The organism is Brevundimonas sp. UBA7506, from assembly GCF_002479495.1.
Taxonomy (GTDB): domain Bacteria; phylum Pseudomonadota; class Alphaproteobacteria; order Caulobacterales; family Caulobacteraceae; genus Brevundimonas.
In genome coordinates this window covers 515,630-536,643 of record NZ_DLNQ01000015.1, presented here as the reverse complement: position 1 = coordinate 536,643, position 21,014 = coordinate 515,630, and the positions used below count along the sequence as shown (strand labels likewise).

Below are 21,014 nucleotides of genomic sequence, written 5' to 3'. Positions count from 1 at the left end.
TCAGTCGCGATGATAGGGGGAGCCGGACAGGATGGTCACGGCGCGGTAGAGCTGCTCGGCCAGCATGGCGCGGGCCAGGGCGTGGGGCCAGGTCTGGGGTCCGAAGGCCAGGGTTGAACGGGCGGCGCGGCGCACGCTCTCGTCCAGGCCGTCCGCCCCGCCAATGGCGAAGACCAGCCGCCGCTCGCCCTGATCGCGCAGGGTCGCCACGTGGTCGGCGAAGGCGCGGGATGAGTAGGTCTTGCCCCGTTCGTCGCAGGCGATCAGGTGCGCGCACTCGGCGGCGGCCAGGATCAGCTCGGCCTCGGGGGCCTTGCCGGACTTGCGAGGTTCGAGATCGAGAAGTTCCAGCGGACCGAGCCCCAGCGGCCGACCCGCCAGGGTCGCCCGCCGGGCGTAGTCGTCGGCCAGGGCGGCCTCGGGACCGCGGCCCGGCTTGCCGATGGCCGCGATCGCCAGCTTCATGGGGTCAGCTCGGTTCGAGGATCAGGCGACGCCGGCGCCGCCGCGGTGGGCGCTGTCGATGGCCCAGATCTTCTCGATATTGTAGAAGGTGCGCACTTCGGGGCGGAACAGGTGGACGATGACGTCGCCCGCATCCAGCAGCACCCAGTCGCAGTGCGGCAGGCCCTCGACCTTGACCTTGCCCAGGCCCAGATCCTTGAACAGGCGCAGCAGGTGGTCGGCCAGTGCGCCGACGTGGCGGTGCGACCGGCCCGAAGCCACGATCATGGCGTCGGACATCGGGCTTTTACCGCGCAGGTCGATCAGGACCATGTCCTGGGCCTTGTCTTCGTCGAGCTTGGCGATGATGGCGCGTTCCAGCTCAGTCAGGCCGACCGGAAGCGGGGCTTGATCGCCGGTACTGGGGCCTTCGGCCTGACCATCTTCGGAATGGACGGAATCCATCGGGTCCATTTCATGGGCCGCGTTGGAAACGGCGGCGTCTTGCGCATCGTGCGCGGGCGAGGGGGTCAGCGGAGGGCTCCAGGGGAGATTACTAAAGGCGGCAACCTAGCACGTCCCGCCAGAAAGGTCACCCGTTGGCGGGAATCATCGCCTCGCCCCGCCGGATCGCCGAGGAAGAGCGGGGATTCAGCGGCGCCGTCAGATAGGTCCAGGCCGGCGCCTCAAGGCTGGCCAGCAGCCCCGCCTGGGCCGCCGGGATGCGAAAACGGGCGTAACGCGCGGCGGCTGGCGCCGTGCGGCTGTCCAACTGGCTGCCCGGTCGGGCGATCACCGCCACCGGCATCTGGTGCATGATGTCGGTCCAGCCGCGCCAGCGATGGAAGCTGGCCAGATTGTCCGACCCCATCAGCCAAACGAACTTCACGCCCGGATAGCGCGCCTTCAGCGCCCGCACCGTGTCGATGGTCCAGCGCGTGCCGATGCGGGTTTCGACGTCCGAGACGATCATGGCCGGGCCGACGGTGGCGGCGACGGCGCGCGCCGAGGCCATGCGCGCGGACAGCGGCGCCGTCTCGTGGTTGGACTTCAGCGGGTTCTGCGGCGAGACCAGCCAGATCACCCGGTCCAGTCCCAGGCGACGCATCGCCGTCTCGGCCACATGGGCGTGGCCGTCGTGGGCCGGATTGAAGGAGCCGCCGAACAGGCCGACCTTCATGCCGGGCTGCAGCCCCAGACCGTCGCGCAGGGCGCCGGGTCGAGGGCCGAGGCCTTTCGGCGCGGGACCGGCGTGGAAGAAGGACAAGGGCGGCTCTTTGGCGGCGACGACGAGAGGGCGGACTTATGCTCATCCGCGCCCTAACACGCCGCGACGGCTCTGTCTCGCGTCAGCGGACGGAGGAAAGTCTCAGAACTCTTTCCAGCTCGAGCCCGGATCGCGCTCGCCCGGCTGGGCCAGCTGCTGGCCCCAGGTCACGACCATGAAGGCCTTGTGGCTGCGGATCTTGTACTGGCCGATCATGGGAGCCACGGCGCCCAGCGGCAGACCGGTGCGGCCGTCGTAGAGAAATCCGGAAAACTCGGCGACGCCCATCCGGTCGCGGTTGGAATAGATCGACAGCTCGGGGATGGAGACGACGTTCAGCGTCTCATTGATCGGCACCCGCATGTCGGGGATGCCGAAGACCCGGCGCATCTGCTCCAGCGACAGGGCGCCGGCGCGGACCTCGAAGATGGCGTCGGCGCTGTCGCGGTCGCGGCTGATGGCGTAGCCCGCGTCCGACAGGGCGGCGCGGATGGCGCTCAGCGCATAGCGGGCGTTCTCGGCCTGAAAATAGGTCTCGTCGATAAAGACCCGCGCGCCCTGCGGGATCGGCAGGGTCAGGCCCTCGACCGCGCGGTCGGCGGCGCGGTTGACCAGCAGCATGTCAGTGGCCGTCCGCGCCGGATTGGTCTCGGTCACCGAGGCGCAACCGGCCAGCACAGCCGTGGCCGCCAGCAGGACGATCAGGCGCGCCGTGGTCAAATCACCAGGCTCCGATATTGGGCATGGAGGCCCAGGGCTCGGCCGGGGCCAGACGCTCGCCGCCCTGCAGCAGTTCGATCGAGATGCCGTCCGGCGAACGCACGAAGGCCATGTGACCGTCGCGCGGCGGGCGGTTGATCGTCACCCCCCCGTCCATCAGACGCTGACAGGCGGCGTAGATGTCCTCGACCTCGAAGGCCAGGTGGCCGAAGTTGCGGCCGCCCTGATAATCCTCCGGATCCCAGTTGAAGGTCAGCTCGACCTCGGGCGACTTCTCGGCCTCGGCGCGGCCCACGTCCTGGGGCGCGGCCAGATAGATCAGGCTGAAGCGGCCCTTCTCGCTGTCCATGCGGCGCGTCTGCACCAGGCCGAGCAGGTCGCGATAGAAGTGCAGCGACGCCTCCAGGTCCTTCACACGGACCATGGTGTGCAGATAGCGCATGGCTCAGTGGGCCTCGGGCGGGCGAGCCGCCGGGTCCAGATATTCGTTCTCGGGGTGCGAGTGCGCCGACAGGACGAAGCGGCGGTCGCAGTAGCCGCACTCGACGAAGTCGTCCTCGCCCATCTCCAGATAGACCAGCGGGTGGCCGAGGACGCCGCCGCCGTCGCAGGCGACGCGCTTGGACGAGACCACGATCTCTTCGGGGGCGGGGATGACAGCGTCGGTATGGCGGGGAGGCATGGGGTCCGGTCCGGGTCTGGAAGGCTCGCGCCGTTCCTAGAAGGACCGGCCCGCTAGGTCAAACTTCCGAAGGTTGCGCCTTGCGCCCGAACAGCTTGTCCAACATGGCCTTGCGCTTCTTAAACAGGGTCAGGCCCAGGCAGCCGGCGCCGACCCACAGGCCGATTTCGCCGATCAGGGCGGCGACGGCGGCCAGCAGGGCCGCATAGGTCATGTCCAGATAGTCCAGCTTGCCCGCCAGCAGGGCCAGACCCATGCCGGTGTAGCCGACGGCGCAGACGCCCAGGGCGGCAAAACCGATCAGGCGAGTCTTGGTCAGAGGCTTCTTCGTCTGGACTGGCAGGGCGGTCATGAGCGTCTCTCCATCAAGGCAGGTTGTCTTTATGACAAGGAACCTAGACAACACGCCGCGTGACGTCAAGCACCATTTACACAAAGACGTGCACGCTTGTCGAAATCGGACGCAACAGCGCCTTGGCGAACCGGCCTGCGCCCCCTACCTATGCCGCACGCTTCCGCCCCTCCGAGTGAACGCCCGCATGACCGAGACCCCTGCCCTGCCCGTCAACGCCATCGAGGTGCGGGGCCTGAAGAAGACCTATGCGGGCAACAAGAAGTCGCCAGCCAAGACGGCCCTGCGCGGTGTTGATCTGACGGTGCCGCGCGGCTCGATGTTCGGGCTTCTGGGCCCCAACGGCGCGGGCAAGTCGACCCTGATCAACATCATCGCCGGCGTCGTGAACAAGTCCGAGGGCAGCGTCCGCATCTGGGACCGCGACATCGACCATGAGGCCCGCGACGCCCGCGCCGCCCTCGGCGTCGTGCCTCAGGAAATCGTCGCCGATGTCTTCTTCACCCCGCGCGAGGCGCTGGAGGTCCAGGCCGGCTTCTATGGCGTGCCCGCCGACGAGCGCCGCTCGGACGAGCTTTTGGCCGCGCTCGGCCTGTCGGACAAGGCCAACGCCTATGTCCGCGCCCTGTCGGGCGGCATGAAGCGCCGCCTGATGGTGGCCAAGGCCCTGGTGCATAATCCGCCGGTCCTGATCCTGGACGAGCCGACGGCGGGGGTGGACGTCGAGCTGCGCCGCCAGCTGTGGGACTATGTGCGCAAGATCAACGAGGAAGGCGTCACCGTCATCCTGACCACCCACTACCTGGAAGAAGCCCAGGAGCTGTGCGACACCATCGCCATCATCAACCGGGGCGAGGTCGTGGCCTGCGAGCCGACGCATCAGCTGCTGAAGCGGCTGGACACCCGCAACGTGGTGGTGACGCCGGAAACCCCGCAAGACGTCCCGCCGCACCTGCACGGCTTCGCCGTCGCGCCTCGCCCGCACGGGGCCTTCGTCGTCACCTATCGCACGGGGGAATCCAGCGTCGAGCAGGTGCTGGCGGCCGTGCGCGCGGCCGGGGTGACCATCAAGGACATCGCCACCGAGGATCCGGATCTGGAAGACGTCTTCCTGGCCCTGACCTACGGCGACGCCAGCCGACCCAGCCCGACGCAGGACTGAAGCTTCCTCCGGGCCGCCCCCTCCTCCGTCATCCTCCGGCGCAGCGAAGCGGAGACCGGGGGACCCAGCGGCGCCCGGAGGGCGAAAACCTCGCCGCCGTGCCTGCCGTCAAGATCGCCTTCGGCGCCGCTGGGTCCCCCGGTCGCGCCGCTACGCGGCTTGCCGGAGGATGACGAAAGGTATGTGGTGGGATCAGACCACCATCACCGTGCCCAGCAGCAGCTTGCCGCCGGGGCGACCCAGCACGCGGTCGGTCGCCGCCTGAAGCGCGCGGCTCAGCCACTCGACGTCCGGCGGGGCGCTGGGCAGCATCCGTTCGCCGGCCAGCCGCACCACCTCGTTGTAGGCGGCGCTGAGACGCGGCTTGGACTGGTCGGCGCGCAGGCGCAGAGCCTGGTCCGCCACATCGACCCCGACCTCGACCGTCATCACGCCCCGGCACCCGTCTCTGCGCAGGATGGTGGCCGTGGCCGTGGGCAGGGGGATATAGGCGTTGGCGGGCGCGCCCCCGCCCTCGCTCTTGCCCGAGGCTTCGGCCTCTGCGGCGACAAGGGCGGTGCTCAGGGCGGCGAGGCCGATCAGTGCGCGACGATCCATGCCCTTCCCCTAGCCCTCCTCCGCTTAAGGCCCGGTTACGGCTGGCGGGCCGCGCGGCCGAGGCGTAATCGGGACGGATGAGCCAGATCGATCTTTCCGCCTATCGCCCCAACGTCGGCGTGGTGCTGTTCAACCAGGCCGGTCAGGTCTGGCTGGGCCGCCGCGCCAGGACGCCCGAGCCGTGGAACTGGCAGTTCCCGCAAGGCGGCGTCGATGAGGGCGAAGATCTGGAAGCCGCCGCCCTGCGCGAACTGCAGGAGGAGACCGGGGTTCGCTCGGTCGAACTGCTCGGCCGCACCGGGGGCTGGATCGTCTATGACTTCCCCGAGGGCATGGGCGGGCCAAAGGCCTGGAAGGGCTTCAGGGGCCAGAAGCAGGTCTGGTTCGCCTTCCGCTTCACCGGCGACGACAGCGAGTTCGATCTGGCCGCCCACGGCGAGCCCGAGTTCGACGCCTGGCGCTGGGGCGCCCTGGAGGAAGCCCCTGACCTGATCGTGCCGTTCAAGCGCGAGGTCTATCAGCAGGTGGTGGCCGCCTTCGAGGACCTGCCGAAGAGCTGACGCCGCGCGGCCCCAAAGAAAAAGGCCCCCCGCCGGAGCGAGGGGCCCTTGATCTTGTTCGCATCGCAGAAGGCTTAGCCCTCGACGATCTCCGAGGCTTCTTCGGCCAGGATGCTGAGCCCCTGGGCGTTGATGTCGGCGAAACCGCCCTTGACCGCGAACTGACGGCGCGCAACGCCCTCATAGACGGTCACGACGCCCTCGCGCAGGGTGGTCATGAAGGGCGCGTGGCCCGGCAGGACGCCGAAGTCGCCCTCGACGCCCGGCGCATCGACCTGATCGACCGAACCGGCGAAGATTTCGCGTTCCGGGGCGACGAGGGAGAAGTTCAGCTTACCGGCCATGACTTAGACTTCCGAAGCCATCTTGGCGGCCTTCTCGACGACTTCCTCGATGGCGCCGACCATGTAGAAGGCGGCTTCCGGCAGGTGGTCGTATTCGCCGTCGCAGATGGCCTTGAACGAGCGGATGGTGTCCTTCAGCTCGACGAACTTGCCGGGCGAGTTGGTGAACTGCTCGGCCACGAAGAAGGGCTGCGACAGGAAGCGCTGGATCTTGCGGGCGCGCGACACGACCAGCTTGTCGTCTTCCGACAGCTCGTCCATGCCCAGGATGGCGATGATGTCCTTCAGCGCCTTGTACTGCTGCAGGATTTCCTGAACGCGGCGGGCGACGGTGTAGTGCTCTTCACCGATGACCAGCGGGTCCATGATGCGCGAGGTCGAGTCCAGCGGGTCCACGGCCGGGAAGATGGCCTGGGCGGCGATGTCGCGGTTCAGAACGGTCGTCGCGTCCAAGTGAGCGAACGAGGCGGCGGGCGCCGGGTCGGTCAGGTCGTCGGCGGGAACGTAGATGGCCTGGACCGAGGTGATCGAGCCCTTCTTGGTCGAGGTGATGCGCTCTTGCAGGTTGCCCATCTCGGTGGCCAGCGTCGGCTGATAGCCCACGGCCGAGGGGATGCGGCCCAGCAGAGCCGACACTTCCGAACCGGCCTGGGTGAAGCGGAAGATGTTGTCGACGAACAGCAGCACGTCCTTGCCTTCTTCGTCGCGGAAGTACTCGGCGATCGACAGGCCGGTCAGGGCGACGCGGGCGCGGGCGCCGGGCGGCTCGTTCATCTGGCCGTAGACCAGGGCGCACTTGGAGCCTTCGGTCGAGCCGTTGTTCTTGGCCGGGTCCACGTTCACGTTGGACTCGATCATCTCGTGATACAGGTCGTTGCCTTCGCGGGTGCGCTCACCCACGCCGGCCAGAACCGAGTAACCGCCGTAAGCCTTGGCGATGTTGTTGATCAGTTCCTGCATGGTCACGGTCTTGCCCACGCCGGCGCCGCCGAACAGGCCGGTCTTGCCGCCCTTGGTGTAGGGGCAGATCAGGTCGATGACCTTGATGCCCGTGACCAGGATTTCCGCCGAGGTCGACTGTTCGTCGAAGGTCGGGGCTTCCTTGTGGATCGGGCGGTATTCAGTGGTCTGGATCGGGCCGGCTTCGTCGATCGGCTGACCGACGACGTTCATGATGCGGCCGAGGGTGCCCGGGCCGACCGGCGCCATGATCGACTTGCCGGTGTCGACGACGGGCTGGCCGCGCGTCAGACCTTCGGTCGTGTCCATCGAGATGGCGCGGACCATGTTCTCGCCGAGGTGCTGGGCGACTTCCAGAACCAGGGTGAAGGGTTCGCCCGTCTTCTGGTCGACGTTCTGCGTCTCCAGGGCGCTCAGGATGGCCGGCAGGGCGCCGTCGAACTCAACGTCGACGACGGCGCCGATGACCTGGGCGATACGGCCCGAGCCAGCAACGGCGGCGGCGGCCTTCGGAGCGGCGGCCTTCTTGGGAGCGGCCGGCTTCTTGGCGGCGGGTTTCTTGGTGGCGGTGGCGTCGGTCATGGGATGCGTCCGGTTCGGAATGTCGTGTCGGTCGGGATCAGAGCGCTTCAGCGCCGGCGATGATCTCGATCAGCTCGGTGGTGATCTGGGCCTGGCGTTTACGGTTGTACTGCAGGGTCAGGCTGTTGATGAGGTCGCCCGCGTTGCGCGTGGCGTTGTCCATCGCGGCCATCTGCGCGCCAAAGAAGCCGGCCTGGTTCTCGTAGAGAGCCGCCAGGATCTGCGTCGTCAGGTTGCGCGGCAGCAGGGTCTCGAGGATTTCCTCTTCCGAGGGCTCATACTCATAGACCGCGCCGTTCAGGTCGATCGGTTCGGCGTCGCCTTCGACCACGGCCGGGATCAGCTGACTGGCGGTCGGCACCTGCGAGATCACCGACTTGAACTGGCTGTAGAAGAGGGTGACCACGTCGGCCTGACCGTCTTCGAAGCTCTCGGCGATCAGTTCGGCGATCGGCTGCGCGGCCGGCAGGCCGAGGACCTTGTGCTCGCTCAGCTCGAAGGACTTGACCACCTTGTCGCCGAACAGGCGGGTCAGGGGATCACGCGACTTCTTGCCGACGGCGATGACGCGAACGTCCTTGCCCTGGGCGATCAGGCTGTTGATCCGGTCGCGGGCGGCGCGGACGACGTTGGACGAGAAGCCCCCCGCCAGACCCTTGTCCGCCGTGGCGACCACGATCAGGTGACGCTGGTCGGCGCCCGTGCCGGCCAGCAGCTTCGGCGCGCCGTCGCCCGAGACGCCGGCGGCCAGGTTGGCGATGACCGAGGCCATCCGCGTCGCATAGGGGCGGGCGTTCTCGGCCTGCTCCTGGGCGCGCTTCAGCTTGGCCGCGGCGACCATCTGCATGGCTTTCGTGATCTTCTGCGTCGCCTTGACGCTTCCGATCCGATTGCGCATTTCCTTAAGGCTGGCCATCCGGCGCTACTCTCGCTCTCTGGTCAGATCTTAGGCGAAGGTCTTGGCGAAGGCGGCCAGGACGTCCTTGAGCTCGGCTTCCAGTTCCGGCGTCAGGGCCTTCTTGGTGCGGATGCCTTCCAGCAGCGAAGCGTGGTTCGAGTGGACGCGGGCCAGCAGCTCGCTTTCGAAGCGGCCGATGTCCGACACCGCCACGTTGTCCAGGTAGCCGCGCGTGCCGGCGTAGATCGACACGACCTGCTCTTCGACGGCCAGCGGCGAGTACTGCGGCTGCTTCAGCAGCTCGGTCAGGCGGGCGCCACGCGCCAGCAGCTTCTGGGTCGAGACGTCCAGGTCCGAGCCGAACTTCGCGAAGGCGGCCATTTCACGATACTGGGCCAGTTCGCCCTTAATCGAACCGGCGACCTGCTTCATGGCCTTGATCTGGGCCGAGGAGCCCACGCGCGACACCGAGATGCCGACGTTCACGGCCGGACGGATGCCCTGATAGAAGAGGTCCGATTCCAGGAAGATCTGGCCGTCGGTGATCGAGATCACGTTGGTCGGGATGTAGGCCGAGACGTCGTTGGCCTGGGTTTCAATGATCGGCAGGGCCGTCATAGAGCCCGAACCATTGTCTTCGTTCAGCTTGGCCGAACGCTCCAGCAGGCGGCTGTGCAGGTAGAAGACGTCGCCCGGGTAGGCTTCACGGCCCGGCGGACGGCGCAGCAGCAGCGACATCTGACGATAGGCCACGGCCTGCTTCGACAGGTCGTCATAGACGATCAGGGCGTGCATGCCGTTGTCGCGGAAGAACTCGCCCATGGCGGTGCCGGCGAACGGAGCCAGGAACTGCAGCGGGGCCGGTTCCGAAGCCGTGGCGGCGACGACGATGGTGTATTCCAGAGCGCCCGACTCCTCGAGCGTCTTCACGATCTGGGCCACCGTCGAGCGCTTCTGGCCGATGGCGACGTAGATGCAGTACAGCTTCGCCGACTCGTCTTCCGACTTGTTGACGTTCTTCTGGTTCAGGATGGTGTCGATGGCGATGGCGGTCTTGCCGACCTGACGGTCGCCGATGATCAGCTCGCGCTGGCCGCGGCCGACGGGGATCAGGGTGTCGATCGCCTTCTGGCCGGTCTGCATCGGCTCGTGAACCGATTTACGCGGGATGATGCCCGGCGCCTTGACGTCGACGCGGCGGCGCTCGGTGAACTGGATCGGGCCCTTGCCGTCGATCGGCTCGCCCAGCGGGTTGACGACGCGGCCCAGCAGGCCCTTGCCGACCGGCACGTCCACGATTTCGCCCAGGCGGCGGACTTCATCGCCCTCGGCGATGGCGGCGTCCGCGCCGAAGATCACGGCGCCGACGTTGTCGCGCTCGAGGTTCAGGGCCATGCCCTTCACGCCGGCCTTGGGGAACTCGACCATTTCACCGGCCTGGACGTTGTCCAGACCGTGGATGCGGGCGATGCCGTCGCCGACCGACAGCACTTGGCCGACGTCGGAAACGTCGGCTTCAACGCCGAAGTTGGCGATCTGCGACTTGAGGATGGCCGAGATTTCGGCGGCGCGGATGTCCATGGTGGGCTCTCTGGCTTTCGTCTTCGGTGCGGGCCCGCTGGCCCGGCTTGAACTTGGAATTCGGGGCTTAGGCGCGTTTCAGCGCGAACTTCATCTGGTCGAGCTTGGTCTTCAGCGAGGCGTCGAACAGCTTCGAGCCCACCTTGACCTTCAGTCCGCCCAGGATCGACGGATCGACGCGGGCGGTCAGTTCGGGATCGCGGCCCAGCGACGCGCGCAGGGCCGACTGAATGCTCTTGGTCTGGGCCGCCGACAGCGGCAGGGCCGAAACGACCTCAGCCGCGACGACGCCGGTCGCCTTGGCGTACAGGGCCTGGAAGCCGGCGATCACGCCGGGCAGGTCGCGGGCGCGGCCGTTCTGGGCCAGCAGGCCGAGGAACTTCTTGGTCGTGGAGTTGAACTTCGCCTTGTCGGCGATGGCCGACAGGCCCTTGGCCTGGTCGTCGGCCGAAATGACCGGCGACTGGGCCAGGCGGCGCAGGTCCGCGCTGTCCAGCCAGGCGGCCTTCAGCGAGGCGAGATCGCCCCGCACGGCGTCGAGCGCCCCCGTCTCTTGCGAGAGGTCGAACAGCGCCTGAGCATACCGTTCGCCGACTTCCGTCGTTCTGAAATCGTCCGCCACGTAATTAAGGTCCGCGATTTGAAGCGTTTGGGTCGAGTCCGGCTGCGATCGCTCGCGCCAGGCAAGGGCTTGATTTGCTTGTAGAAAGCACGCTTGGGACACATCTTTCGATGCGTCCTTCGCTAAAGCCGCGCGGCTGATAGCACGCAAGGTCCCCGGTCGCAACCGACGGGAACGGAACGATAAGGTCGCACCTGCGCTCTTTTGCCGGACTCCAGACCCTCGCGACGGCGTCGGGTGCGACGACAACGCCGCGTCCGGAAGCTTGATGCAACCTCACGGTCCCGTTACCGCTTATGGCTATCATCACATTCTGGAACCCCGATGCTTGAAAGCATAACTCCCCTGCTGAGCGATCCGGCCGCCTGGGCGGCCCTCGTGACCCTCGTGGTCATGGAAGTCGTCCTCGGCATCGACAATCTGATCTTCATCTCGATTCTGTCGAACAAGCTGCCGCCCGAGCATCGTCAGCGCACCCGCCGCATCGGCATCGGTCTGGCCCTGATCATGCGCCTGGGCCTGCTGGCCACGATCGGCTGGATCGTCGGCCTGACCGCTCCCGTCTTCGACCTGGGCTTCCACGGCGAAACCTTCGATACCGCCTTCAGCTGGCGCGACCTGATCCTGATCGCCGGCGGCCTCTTCCTGGTGTGGAAAGCCACCAAGGAGATCCACCACGCCGTCGACACCACCCCGTCGAACGACATGCTGGAGAAGGACAAGAAGGACGTCGTCATCAACAACGTCGGCTCGGCCATCATCCAGATCATCATGCTGGACCTGGTCTTCTCGGTCGACTCCATCCTGACCGCCGTCGGCATGACCGATCACGTGCCGATCATGATGGTCGCGGTCGTCGTGGCCGTCGTCGTCATGCTGCTGGCCTCGGACCCGCTGGCCAACTTCATCGACAAGAACCCGACCGTGGTCATGCTGGCCCTGGGCTTCCTGCTGATGATCGGCGCGGTCCTGATCGCCGACGGCTTCGGCGTCCACGTGCCCAAGGGCTACATCTACGCCGCCATGGCCTTCTCGGCCCTGGTCGAGGGGCTGAACATGTGGTCGCGCAACGCCCAGATCAGAAAGAATCAGGCCGAGGAAGCCGCCCAGCGCGCGCTGAACAAGGCCGAAACCGCCGAGCCCGGCGTCTGATCGTGCGTCTCTGGCCGGTTCTGGCGATGCTCCTGCTGGCGCTTCCCGCGTCGGCGGTCGCGCAGTCGTCGGGGCCGGCCGCCTCTGCTCCCTCCGCCGCCGTCCCGGTCTACGACTATGAGGTGGTGAGGACCTTCCCCCACGATCCGACCGCCTTCACGCAAGGACTGGTCGTTCGCGACGGCGTGCTGATCGAAAGCACGGGCCGCAATCCCTCCAGCGTCCGCCGCGTGCGGCTGGAGGACGGCGTCGTGCTGCAGAAGCACGAGCTCGCCTCCGAGTATTTTAGCGAAGGCCTGACCGAGATCGACGGTCGCCTCGTCACCCTGACCTGGAACAACGGCGTCGGCTTCGTCTGGAACGCCGCCGACCTCAGCCCCGTCTCGCGCTTCGCCTATGCCGGCGAGGGCTGGGGCCTCACCCACGACGGATCGCGGCTGATCCTGTCCGACGGCTCGCCCAATCTGCGTTTCCTCGACCCCGCCACCTTCGCCGAGACCGGCCGCATCACCGTCACCCTGAACGGCCGCCCCGTGCGCCAGCTGAACGAGCTGGAATGGATCGACGGCGAGGTCTGGGCCAATGTCTGGCAGACCGACTTTATCGTCCGCATCGACCCGGCCTCGGGCCATGTGGTCGGGATCATCGACCTGCGCGACCTGCTGCCCGCTGGCGTGGTGAAGGACCCGCGCGACGATGTCCTGAACGGCATCGCCTGGGACGCGGCGAGCCGCCGCCTGTTCGTCACCGGCAAGAACTGGCCCAGCCTGTTCGAGATCAGGCTGACCGGACCGCGCTGAGCGCCAGCCCCCATCCCCAGCCGTCATCCTCGGGCTTGACCCGAGGATCGAGTGAAACGGCGCGCTCAACCTTCAGACGTCGCGCAGACTGACGGCCCGATCCTCGGGTCAAGCCCGAGGATGACGGCGGTGCTGGATCGGACACCTGCGCTCAAGCAGCGACGCCTCTACAGGAAGCTATATGGGTCCACGTCCACCGTCAGCCGCACCGAGGCCGGGACCTTCACCCGACCCAGCCAGGCGCGCAGGAAGGCCTGCAGGTTAACGTCGCGGTCGGCCCGGACCAGCAGCCGCTTGCGGCGCCGCCCCCGCACCAAAGCCAGCGGCGCGTCGGCGGGGCCATAGACCTCCAGCCGCTCGGCGTTGGGGATGGCCTCGGCCAGATCGCGGGCGACCTTCTCCACCGCCATGGCGTTCTCGCTGGACAGGATGATCGCCGCCAGACGCCCGTGCGGCGGCAGGGACGCCGCCTCCCGCTCGCCCATCTCGGCCTCGACGAAGGCGTCGCGGTCGCCCGCCGCCAGCGCCATCAGCACCGGATGCTCGGGCGTCCAGGTCTGCAACAGGGCGCGGCCCGGCTTGTCCGCCCGCCCCGCCCGGCCCGTGGCTTGGGCCAACAGCTGATAGGTGCGCTCCGCCGCCCTCAGGTCGCCGCCGCGCAGGCCAAGGTCTGCGTCCACCACCCCCACCAGGGTCAGGCGCGGGAAGTTGTGGCCTTTCGCAGCGGCCTGCGTGGCCACCAGAATGTCGATCTCGCCCTCGGCCATCGACTGGATCAGGGCGCGCGCCGACTGGCCATCCGGCACGGTGTCGGAGCTGAAGATGGCGGTGCGGGCCTCGGGGAAGAGGCGGCGCACCTCCTCCTCGACCCGCTCGACGCCCGGCCCCACCGGGACCAGGGAATCCTCGGCCCCGCACGACGGACAGAGCTTGGGCTTCATCATCGAGAAGCCCGTCAGGTGACAGACCAACCGCCCGGTGTAGCGATGCTCGACCAGCCAGCTGTCGGTGTCCGGCGCCGTCAGCCGGTGACCGCAGGCGCGGCACAGGACGACGGGGGCGTAACCGCGCCGGTTCAGGAACAGCAGGCTCTGCTCCCCCTTGGCGAAGGTCTCGCCGATGGCGTCGCGCAGCGGCTGGGACAGCCATGTCTGCGGGTCGGGCGGACAGGTCCGCAGGTCCACCAGATCAATATCGGGCAGAACCGCCGCCCCGTGCCGCGCCGCCAGCTTCAGCCAGCCGTAGCGGCCCTGACGCGCGTTCCACAGGGTCTCCAGCGACGGCGTAGCCGAGGCCAGGACGACGGTCGCGCCTTCGATGCGGCTGCGGGCCACGGCCAGGTCGCGGCCGTGATAGACCAGCCCCTCTTCCTGCTTGAACGAGCCGTCGTGCTCCTCGTCCACCACGACCAGCCTCAGGTTGGCGTAGGGCAGGAACAGGGCCGAGCGCGCCCCGACCACGATGTTGCAGCGCCCGGCGACCACCGCCTCCCAGACCTGACGGCGCCTGGGCGGGGCGACGCCCGAATGCCATTCGGCGGGGGTGACGCCGAAGCGGGCGGCGATGCGTTCGATCACCGCCTGGGTCAGGGCGATTTCCGGCAGCAGGATCAGAATCTGCGCCGCCGGATCATGACGCAGCGCCCGCGCCGCCGCCTCCAGATAGGCCTCGGTCTTGCCCGAGCCGGTCACCCCGTCCAGCAGGAAGGGGGCGAAACCGCCCTTGGCCACCGCGTCGGCGATGGCCGTCGCCGACGCCGCCTGATCCGGGTTCAGACTGGCGGGGGCATGGTCGGGATCGGGGGCGTCGAAGGCGGCGACCGCCTCGATCTCGATCACCGTCAGAACGCCCTCGTCGACCAGTCCCTTGACCACGCCCGCCGAGACCTCGGCTGCACGCGCCAGATCGGCGGCTGTCATCGAGCGCTGGCCCAAGGCCTCCAGCACCGCCGTCCGGGTCGCCGTGGGCCGGGCCGGAGATCGCCCCTCGACCCGTTTGACCCGCCGCTCAGGCCGGGGCTGCGGCGCACGCAGCCCCTTCAGGGCCGTGGCCGCCATCTCACCGGGCGGGCTGAGCGTCCAGCGCGCGGCCCATTCGACGAAATCCAGCGTCCGTTCCGGCAGGCGCGGATCGGTCAGGACCTGATCGATCGCCTTCAGTCGCCGGTTCGAGCCCGTGGTCTCGAACACCTCGGCGACCACGCCCCGGATCAGACGCGGCCCCAGCGGCACGGCCACCTGATCGCCGCGCGCGACCGCCAGTTCCTCGGGAACCGCATAGTCGAAGGCTTCCGGCACCGGCAGGGGAATGAGGACGGAGGCGACCTTCATGATCTGCGATCCTCCCCCGCATAGCGGGGGAGGGGGACCATGCGCAGCATGGTGGAGGGGGCGAGACCAGACGCGGCGCTTGAAATCCGCCCCCTCCACCGCTTCGCGGTCCCCCTCCCCCGCCGCGCTGCGCTTGCAGGGGAGGATTGGGCTCGCCCTTCGCCTTCGTCGGCGCTAAAACCTGATCCCATGAAACTCTTTCTCGACACCGCCGACGTCGCCGTCATCAAGGACATGCTGCCCACCGGGATGGTGGACGGCGTCACCACCAATCCGTCGCTGATCGCCAAGTCGGGTCGGAACATCGCCGAGGTCATCGCTGAGATTTGCGCCCTCGTCGAGGGGCCGATTTCCGCCGAGGCCGTGGCGACCGATTTCGAGACCATGGTGAAGGAGGGCGACAAGCTGGCCGCCATCGCTCCGAACGTGGTCGTCAAACTGCCCCTGACCTGGGACGGCCTGCGCGCCACGCGGGCCTTCGCCGACAAGGGGATCAAGACCAACGTCACCCTCTGCTTCTCGGCCGCCCAGGCCATGCTGGCCGCCAAGGCGGGCGCCACCTTCATCTCGCCCTTCGTCGGCCGTCTGGAAGACGTCGGCGCCGACGGCGAGGGCCTGCTGGAAGAAATCCGCGCCCTCTACGACATCCATGATTTCGACACCGAAATCCTGGCCGCGAGCTTGCGCAACCCTGACCACGTCACCGCCGCCGCCATCGCCGGCGCCGACGCCGCAACCCTGCCGGCCGACACTTTCAAGGCCTTGGTAAAGCACCCGTTAACCGACAAGGGGCTTGATGCCTTCCTGGCGGACTGGGGCAAGACCGGTCAGTCCATTCTGTAAATCCCGACCCGCAAAAGAGGTCCGCTTGAGCACTTCCCAGGACCTCTCATCCGATGCCGTCGAGGGCCTTCATTGGCCCGAGGTGCGGGCCTGGCTGAACGCCCACCCGGATCGTCTGCTGGACGACCGCACCCTTCTGGAAGAACTGGGCCTGCGCGCCACCGGCCGCAACGTGGTCGACTTCGGCCGCGCGGCCCTGACCCGGCTGGAGGCCGTGGTCCAGCGCGAGGCCGGGGCGAGGAAGCAGATCGAAGAGATCGCCCGCGCCAACTTCGCCGCCCAGACCCAGACCCATGTCTCCGCCCTGGATCTGATGGAGGCGACCAGCCACGCCGAGCTGTCGCGTCAGCTGGACGCCACCTCACAGGCCCGCTTCGGTCTGGCCGGCGGCGCCATCGCCATGGAAAAACCCGGCGCCGTCCCCTTCGGCTGGAAGGCGCTGGAGCCGGGCCGCGTCGACGCCCTGCTCGGCGACGACGGTCTGGAATGGCTCGGCCCCAACTTCACCGGCCTCGACCTGTTCGGCCCCGCCGAGGGAGAGGTGAAGTCGGTCGCCCTGGTCCGCATGAGCCTTCACCTGCCCGGTTCGGACGGCGCCCGCCCGGCCCTGTGCGCCTTTGGCTCGTTTGAGGACGACGGCTTCACCCCGGCCATGGGCTGCGAACTGGTGGCCTTCATCACCCGCGTGGTCGAACGCATGGCCGAGCGATGGCCGACGCAGGGCTAAACACCTCCGCGTCAGAGGCCCTCCTCGCTTGGCTCGAGCATCTGGCGCACGAGCGTCGCCTGTCGCCGCGCACGCTCGAGGCCTACGGCCACATTGGCCGCCTCTACGTCGCCTTCCTCGAACGCCATCGCGGCGGCCCGCAGATGTTGGCCGACCTGGGCGCCGTCACCGCCGCCGAGGTCCGCGCCCATCTGGCCGAGCGGCGAAGCGGCGACCGCCCCCTGAACGCCCGCTCGCTCAGCCAGACCCTGGCCGCCATTCGCGGCTTCCATGCCTTCCTCGACCGGCGCTGCGGCGTGGCCGCCCCCCAACTGGCTCTGGTGCGCGGTCCGCGCGTCAAGCCCTCCCTGCCCCGGCCCGTCACCGAGGATCAGGCGCGCGGCCTGCTGCACGAACCCGAGGCCGATCTCGACATGGCGCCGTGGGAGGCCGCGCGCGACCGCGCCGTCCTGACCCTGCTCTACGGCTGCGGGCTGCGGATTTCCGAGGCCCTGTCGCTGAAGCGGTCCGATGCCCCCCTGCCCGAGGCCCTGAGGATCACCGGCAAGGGCGGCAAGATGCGGCTGGCCCCGGTCCTGCCCCAGGTGCGCGAGGCGGTGGACGCCTATCTGGCCCAGCAGCCCTTCGTCCTTGAGGCTGATCAGCCCCTGTTCCGCGCCAGACGCGGCGGCCCCTTAAGCCCGCGCCACGTCCAGGCCACGGTCCAGCGCCTGCGCGGCCGCCTCGGCCTGCCCGCCTCGGCCACGCCTCACGCCCTGCGCCACAGCTTCGCCACCCATCTGCTGGGGGCCGGGGCGGACCTGCGCTCCATCCAGGAGCTGCTGGGTCACGCCAGTCTGTCCACCACCCAGAAATACACCCAGGTCGACGCCGCCCGCCTGCTGGGCGCCTACGCCGAGGCCCATCCCAAGGGCTGACGCAGTAAGGCTATCCAACGACGACGAACGGCGCCTATTGTCCGAACGGGGATCGATTACGGTGTGGAGACAGGCCTGTGCGCCGACCAGATCCCGTTCCGTCCCGTCGCACCGCCCTCGCCCTGTCGGCGGGCGGCGCCGCGGCGCTGTGGCTGCCGGTCAACGCCGGCGCTCAAACCCGGCCACCGCCCGCTTCACTCCCGCCTGAACCTCCTCCGCCTGAGGCCCAGGAAGCCGCACGCCTGCTGGAAAACCTGCTGACACGTCTGGGAGCCAGGGTCGATGTCGGCAGTTTGCGCGACCCCGTGTTCGTCATCGACACCGGCGCAGAGCGGACGGCGATTTCAGACCGCTTGGCGGACGAGTTGAACCTGGCGCCCGGGCCGCCTGTACTGGTCCACGGCATCACGGCGGCGGAGGTGGTGCGGACCGTACGTCTGCCCAGGCTGGATTTTTCGGGCCGGCGTTTCACCAACCTGACGCCTCCGGTCTTCCCCTTCGCGGTGCTGGGGGCCGACGGGCTGCTGGGTCTTGACGTCCTGTCACGCTTTCGCCTGACGCTGGAGGTGCGCCGACGTCGCGCCATGATGACGCCGTCGGGTCCCGACGTGGACGAACGCGGGTTCTTCTTCAACGGCGTGGCCAGCCGAATGCCCTCCAACATCACCCCAGCGCGCAGCGGGCGCTTCGGCCAGTTGTTCCTGACCAATGTCCAGGTCGAGGGTGTCCCGACCGTGGCGTTCGTGGACAGCGGGGCTCAGTACTCGATCGGCAATCTGGCCCTGATGCGGGCCATCGACGCCCGGATCGGCCCCGCCGCGCGGCAATCCATCCGCGTCTATGGCGTCATTGGCCAGTCGCTGATGGTCGATAGCGGCGCGGTGTCGAACCTGCGGTTGGCGCGCCGCGAGCTGGGCGCCACGCCCCTGCTGTTCGGCGACCTCCATGCCTTTCGCGTGCTGGGCCTGGCCGACCAGCCTGCGCTTCTGCTGGGGGCCGACATTCTGACCCGGTTCAGCCGCATCACCCTCGACTACGGCCAGTCGCGCATCAGCCTGGGCGAACTGATCAAACCGCCGCCGCTCAGATCGCCCTGACGGCGCCGCCGTCGATGCGGATCAGGGACCCGGTGACATATCCCGCCAGAGGACTGGCCAGGAAGGCGGCCACGGCGCCGAACTCCTCGGTCGCGCCAATGCGGCCCGCCGGGATCGACTTCACCGATTCCGCGCGCGCCTCGGCGGGTTCGACCCCGGTGGCGGCGGCGCGGGCGGCGTCCAGACGCTCGATGCGCGGGGTGTCGATCCGGCCCGGCAGCAGGGTATTGACCGCCACCCCGTTGATCGCGACCTCGCCCGCCAGCGTCTTGGCCCAGGCCGCGACCGAGGCGCGCAGGGTGTTGGACACGCCGAGCGTCCCGATAGGCTCTATCACGGAGGTGGAGGCGACGTTCAGGATCCGCCCCCAGCCCATGGCCCGCATCCCCGGCAGCACCCGGTCCGTCAGGCGGAAGACCGACAGCACCATGGCCTCGAACTGCTCGCGCCACAGCGCCGGTTCGAGACCCGCCACGCCCGAGGGCGGCGGGCCCCCGGTGTTGTTTAGCAGAATCTGGATCGGTCCGCCCAGGGCGGCCTCGGCCTCCTCCACCGCCCTCAGCAAGCCCTCATGGTCGGCCAGATCGGCGGGGGCGATCACCGCCTTGCCCGGCCCCATGGCGTTCAGCTCATCGGCCACGGCCTGAAGCTTGACCGCATCGCGCGACAGCAGGGCCACATGCGCCCCCTCGGCCACAAGGGCCGTCGCCACGGCCCGTCCCAGGCCGCTGGAGCCGCCGCACACGAGAGCGCGCTTGCCGGTGAGTTGCAGGTCCATGCCGATGATCCGATGCCGTTGACGAGGTCGCCCCCGGACATGGGCGCGACCGCCGCCGATTACGAGCGGGGAAGAGAGGATTTTGCGGTCAGCCGGTCCAGAGCCGGCGCCGGTTTACGCCTTTAGCCTTGGCAGCCTTGGTCCCGGCGACGGTCTTTCTGCTTAGCCGCCATGAACCGACATGGCGAAGCCGGCCCAGATCATGAGCGCCAATCCAGCCATCAACGCCGCCGCGCCAATGCCGATCACGACCTTGAGGGTCATGGCTTTCATTCGGTGTCTCCTTCCAAGGAGCGCGTATTGATCTGCGAACGGCCTAGCGCCGCTATGCGACCCAAGGCCGCGCCCCTCGAACGCCCCGCGGAGACCCCGGCTCATGGACCTTGACCCCGACTATCTGGAAAAAGGGCCCTATGGTCAGGAAGACGGCCCGCAGGGCAGGCGCGGCGGCGATGCTGTTGTAGAGCCGGGCCAGCCGGGCCTTGAGCGGAGAAAAGCGCGCCACCTCCTCGTCAGGCACAGGCGGGATGAGGATGCGGGCGGCGAAACGCGTACATCGCCTGAGCTTTCGGCCCAGTTCGGCGCTGCTCATCAGACAGGTCGAGACATAGGTCTTGCCGCTGCGCCAGGCGACATAGCGGGCCTGGTGACGGCGCGGCAGAAGGCCCACCCCCCACACCATGACGTGGGGCTCCGGCGACAGGCTGAAACGGTTGGGGGTGCTGAGCGCCAGTCGTCCGCCGGGGCGCACGACGCGGTCGATCTCGCTCAGGAAGGCATCAGGCCCTTCAACGTGCTCGATCACGTCGAGGGAGACCACACCCGACAGGGCGCCGTCTGAAAAAGGCAGGGCCTCGGCCAGCCCGGCGGCCAGAATCGGCGTCCCGCCATGGGCCTGGATCAACCGCTTGGCCACCACCAGCCAGGTCATCGACACGTCCACGCCCACGCCGGCCCCCGGCCCCTTCAGGCCGGCGGCGGCGGCCAGCAACATGCCGGGACCGCAACCCAGATCGAGCCACGCATCTTGAGACACCGCTTCGGCCAGCCATCCCGAGACGTCCTTCTGGAGCCGTTGCGGCGCGTCCAGAACCTGCCGCGTCCTCATTCGCACCAGATCCTCGCTCCAGGCGGACCGCCGCGCGTAGACCGCGCGAACCAGATCCTCCACGTCCAGGTCCAGCGCCGCGATCTCACGCGCCGTCCTCAGATCCTCCTCGACGTCGATCCAGCTGGGGCCGGGAACCCTCAGATCGGGGATCCCGTCGACCTGACCATAGCGATGGCCGCAGGCGTCGCAGTCCAGTCGCTCGGCGACACGAGCCAGTTCGCCACGACACCGCGGACAGCGCCACAGGCTCGCCAGAGCCGGCGGCGCATCAACAGCCGCCCGACGCCGCCCCGGCAGCGTCGATGTCCACGCCTCATCGGCTGGGGCGACGGCCGCCGACCGGCCCATGAGCCTGCTCCTATGCGCGCCGCCGTCAGGGCGGGATGAAACCGGATGATGGGAACGCAAGGCCTTGAGGCAACCTATGCGATCAGGACGTAAGCGCAGGCCCGGCCGCGTCGTTGCGACCCGGCGCCTGCGACGTTTCG

The 21,014-nt window shown here is 68.4% G+C and carries 24 protein-coding genes; 8 read left to right on the top strand and 16 right to left on the bottom strand.

Features of this window, described 5'->3' with window-relative positions:
• From rlmH to B3K53_RS15285, 7 genes are all read right to left on the bottom strand, one after another.
• Entirely contained in the window at positions 1 to 465 is a 465-nt protein-coding gene (gene rlmH, locus B3K53_RS15315; RefSeq protein WP_292085430.1) for a 23S rRNA (pseudouridine(1915)-N(3))-methyltransferase RlmH, read from the bottom strand.
• Between the two features lie 21 nt (positions 466 to 486).
• Positions 487 to 918: a ribosome silencing factor gene (gene rsfS / locus B3K53_RS15310; protein ID WP_292085429.1), complete on the bottom strand. Its 432-nt coding sequence runs from the start codon at positions 916 to 918 to the stop codon at positions 487 to 489.
• 118 nt (positions 919 to 1,036) lie between these two features.
• Complete coding sequence (locus B3K53_RS15305) at positions 1,037 to 1,711, bottom strand: nicotinate-nucleotide adenylyltransferase (RefSeq protein WP_292085428.1); 675 nt, start codon at positions 1,709 to 1,711, stop codon at positions 1,037 to 1,039.
• A 102-nt stretch (positions 1,712 to 1,813) separates the two neighbouring features.
• The gene (locus B3K53_RS15300) at positions 1,814 to 2,431 is read right to left on the bottom strand and encodes a DUF6655 family protein (protein ID WP_292085425.1); all 618 of its coding nucleotides are present in this window, start codon (positions 2,429 to 2,431) and stop codon (positions 1,814 to 1,816) included.
• A 1-nt stretch (position 2,432) separates the two neighbouring features.
• A complete protein-coding gene (locus B3K53_RS15295) occupies positions 2,433 to 2,873 on the bottom strand; it encodes a VOC family protein (protein WP_292085423.1) in 441 nt (146 codons plus the stop codon).
• 3 nt (positions 2,874 to 2,876) lie between these two features.
• Positions 2,877 to 3,113 carry a zinc-finger domain-containing protein gene (locus B3K53_RS15290; protein WP_292035349.1) on the bottom strand — a complete coding sequence of 79 codons (237 nt, stop codon included), beginning with the start codon at positions 3,111 to 3,113 and terminating at the stop codon, positions 2,877 to 2,879.
• Between the two features lie 58 nt (positions 3,114 to 3,171).
• Positions 3,172 to 3,465: a hypothetical protein gene (locus B3K53_RS15285; protein ID WP_292085421.1), complete on the bottom strand. Its 294-nt coding sequence runs from the start codon at positions 3,463 to 3,465 to the stop codon at positions 3,172 to 3,174.
• A gap of 187 nt (positions 3,466 to 3,652) precedes the next feature.
• Between B3K53_RS15285 and B3K53_RS15280 the strand changes: the two genes are divergently transcribed.
• Positions 3,653 to 4,627: an ABC transporter ATP-binding protein gene (locus B3K53_RS15280; RefSeq protein ID WP_292085419.1), complete on the top strand. Its 975-nt coding sequence runs from the start codon at positions 3,653 to 3,655 to the stop codon at positions 4,625 to 4,627.
• Positions 4,628 to 4,819: 192 nt separating this feature from the next.
• Here B3K53_RS15280 and B3K53_RS15275 read toward each other — a convergent pair whose 3' ends face one another.
• Positions 4,820 to 5,224 (bottom strand): Tat pathway signal protein, encoded by a 405-nt coding sequence (locus tag B3K53_RS15275; RefSeq protein WP_292085418.1) that lies wholly within the window; start codon positions 5,222 to 5,224, stop codon positions 4,820 to 4,822.
• A gap of 77 nt (positions 5,225 to 5,301) precedes the next feature.
• On the opposite strand from B3K53_RS15275, the gene B3K53_RS15270 reads away from it, so the two are divergent.
• Positions 5,302 to 5,784: an RNA pyrophosphohydrolase gene (locus B3K53_RS15270; RefSeq protein WP_292085416.1), complete on the top strand. Its 483-nt coding sequence runs from the start codon at positions 5,302 to 5,304 to the stop codon at positions 5,782 to 5,784.
• 74 nt (positions 5,785 to 5,858) lie between these two features.
• Here the strand turns inward: B3K53_RS15270 and B3K53_RS15265 are convergent, their stop codons facing one another.
• The 5 genes from B3K53_RS15265 to B3K53_RS15245 all read right to left on the bottom strand — a co-directional run bounded on the left by B3K53_RS15265 (position 5,859) and on the right by B3K53_RS15245 (position 10,771).
• The gene (locus B3K53_RS15265; RefSeq protein WP_292085415.1) at positions 5,859 to 6,128 is read right to left on the bottom strand and encodes an ATP synthase F1 subunit epsilon; all 270 of its coding nucleotides are present in this window, start codon (positions 6,126 to 6,128) and stop codon (positions 5,859 to 5,861) included.
• 3 nt (positions 6,129 to 6,131) lie between these two features.
• Positions 6,132 to 7,670 (bottom strand): F0F1 ATP synthase subunit beta, encoded by a 1,539-nt coding sequence (atpD, locus tag B3K53_RS15260; RefSeq protein WP_292085413.1) that lies wholly within the window; start codon positions 7,668 to 7,670, stop codon positions 6,132 to 6,134.
• A gap of 37 nt (positions 7,671 to 7,707) precedes the next feature.
• A complete protein-coding gene (locus B3K53_RS15255; RefSeq protein WP_292085412.1) occupies positions 7,708 to 8,586 on the bottom strand; it encodes a F0F1 ATP synthase subunit gamma in 879 nt (292 codons plus the stop codon).
• A gap of 30 nt (positions 8,587 to 8,616) precedes the next feature.
• A complete protein-coding gene (gene atpA / locus B3K53_RS15250; RefSeq protein WP_105563148.1) occupies positions 8,617 to 10,149 on the bottom strand; it encodes a F0F1 ATP synthase subunit alpha in 1,533 nt (510 codons plus the stop codon).
• Between the two features lie 67 nt (positions 10,150 to 10,216).
• A complete protein-coding gene (locus B3K53_RS15245) occupies positions 10,217 to 10,771 on the bottom strand; it encodes a F0F1 ATP synthase subunit delta (protein WP_292085411.1) in 555 nt (184 codons plus the stop codon).
• 324 nt (positions 10,772 to 11,095) lie between these two features.
• On the opposite strand from B3K53_RS15245, the gene B3K53_RS15240 reads away from it, so the two are divergent.
• Both B3K53_RS15240 and B3K53_RS15235 read left to right on the top strand, forming a co-directional pair.
• The gene (locus B3K53_RS15240; RefSeq protein WP_292085409.1) at positions 11,096 to 11,923 is read left to right on the top strand and encodes a TerC family protein; all 828 of its coding nucleotides are present in this window, start codon (positions 11,096 to 11,098) and stop codon (positions 11,921 to 11,923) included.
• A gap of 26 nt (positions 11,924 to 11,949) precedes the next feature.
• Positions 11,950 to 12,723 carry a glutaminyl-peptide cyclotransferase gene (locus B3K53_RS15235; RefSeq protein ID WP_292085683.1) on the top strand — a complete coding sequence of 258 codons (774 nt, stop codon included), beginning with the start codon at positions 11,950 to 11,952 and terminating at the stop codon, positions 12,721 to 12,723.
• A gap of 167 nt (positions 12,724 to 12,890) precedes the next feature.
• On the opposite strand, the gene B3K53_RS15230 is transcribed toward B3K53_RS15235, so the two are convergent.
• Positions 12,891 to 15,053, bottom strand: a complete 2,163-nt coding sequence (locus tag B3K53_RS15230) for a primosomal protein N' (RefSeq protein WP_292085408.1) — start codon at positions 15,051 to 15,053, stop codon at positions 12,891 to 12,893.
• A 189-nt stretch (positions 15,054 to 15,242) separates the two neighbouring features.
• Here B3K53_RS15230 and fsa point away from each other — a divergent pair, with 189 nt between their 5' ends.
• The 4 genes from fsa (at position 15,243) to B3K53_RS15210 (ending at position 18,637) form a co-directional block, all read left to right on the top strand.
• Positions 15,243 to 15,896 carry a fructose-6-phosphate aldolase gene (fsa, locus tag B3K53_RS15225; RefSeq protein ID WP_292085407.1) on the top strand — a complete coding sequence of 218 codons (654 nt, stop codon included), beginning with the start codon at positions 15,243 to 15,245 and terminating at the stop codon, positions 15,894 to 15,896.
• 25 nt (positions 15,897 to 15,921) lie between these two features.
• Positions 15,922 to 16,623, top strand: a complete 702-nt coding sequence (locus tag B3K53_RS15220) for a DUF484 family protein (protein WP_292085406.1) — start codon at positions 15,922 to 15,924, stop codon at positions 16,621 to 16,623.
• Entirely contained in the window at positions 16,605 to 17,540 is a 936-nt protein-coding gene (locus B3K53_RS15215) for a tyrosine recombinase XerC (RefSeq protein WP_292085404.1), read from the top strand. The genes B3K53_RS15220 and B3K53_RS15215 overlap by 19 nt, the downstream gene beginning before the upstream one ends.
• Positions 17,541 to 17,617: 77 nt before the next feature.
• Positions 17,618 to 18,637: an aspartyl protease family protein gene (locus tag B3K53_RS15210; RefSeq protein WP_292085403.1), complete on the top strand. Its 1,020-nt coding sequence runs from the start codon at positions 17,618 to 17,620 to the stop codon at positions 18,635 to 18,637.
• Here the strand turns inward: B3K53_RS15210 and B3K53_RS15205 are convergent.
• The gene (locus B3K53_RS15205) at positions 18,624 to 19,415 is read right to left on the bottom strand and encodes an SDR family oxidoreductase (RefSeq protein ID WP_292085402.1); all 792 of its coding nucleotides are present in this window, start codon (positions 19,413 to 19,415) and stop codon (positions 18,624 to 18,626) included. The genes B3K53_RS15210 and B3K53_RS15205 overlap by 14 nt on opposite strands.
• 325 nt (positions 19,416 to 19,740) lie before the next feature.
• Positions 19,741 to 20,874: a methyltransferase domain-containing protein gene (locus B3K53_RS15200; RefSeq protein ID WP_292085401.1), complete on the bottom strand. Its 1,134-nt coding sequence runs from the start codon at positions 20,872 to 20,874 to the stop codon at positions 19,741 to 19,743.
• Positions 20,875 to 21,014: the final 140 nt, after the last annotated feature.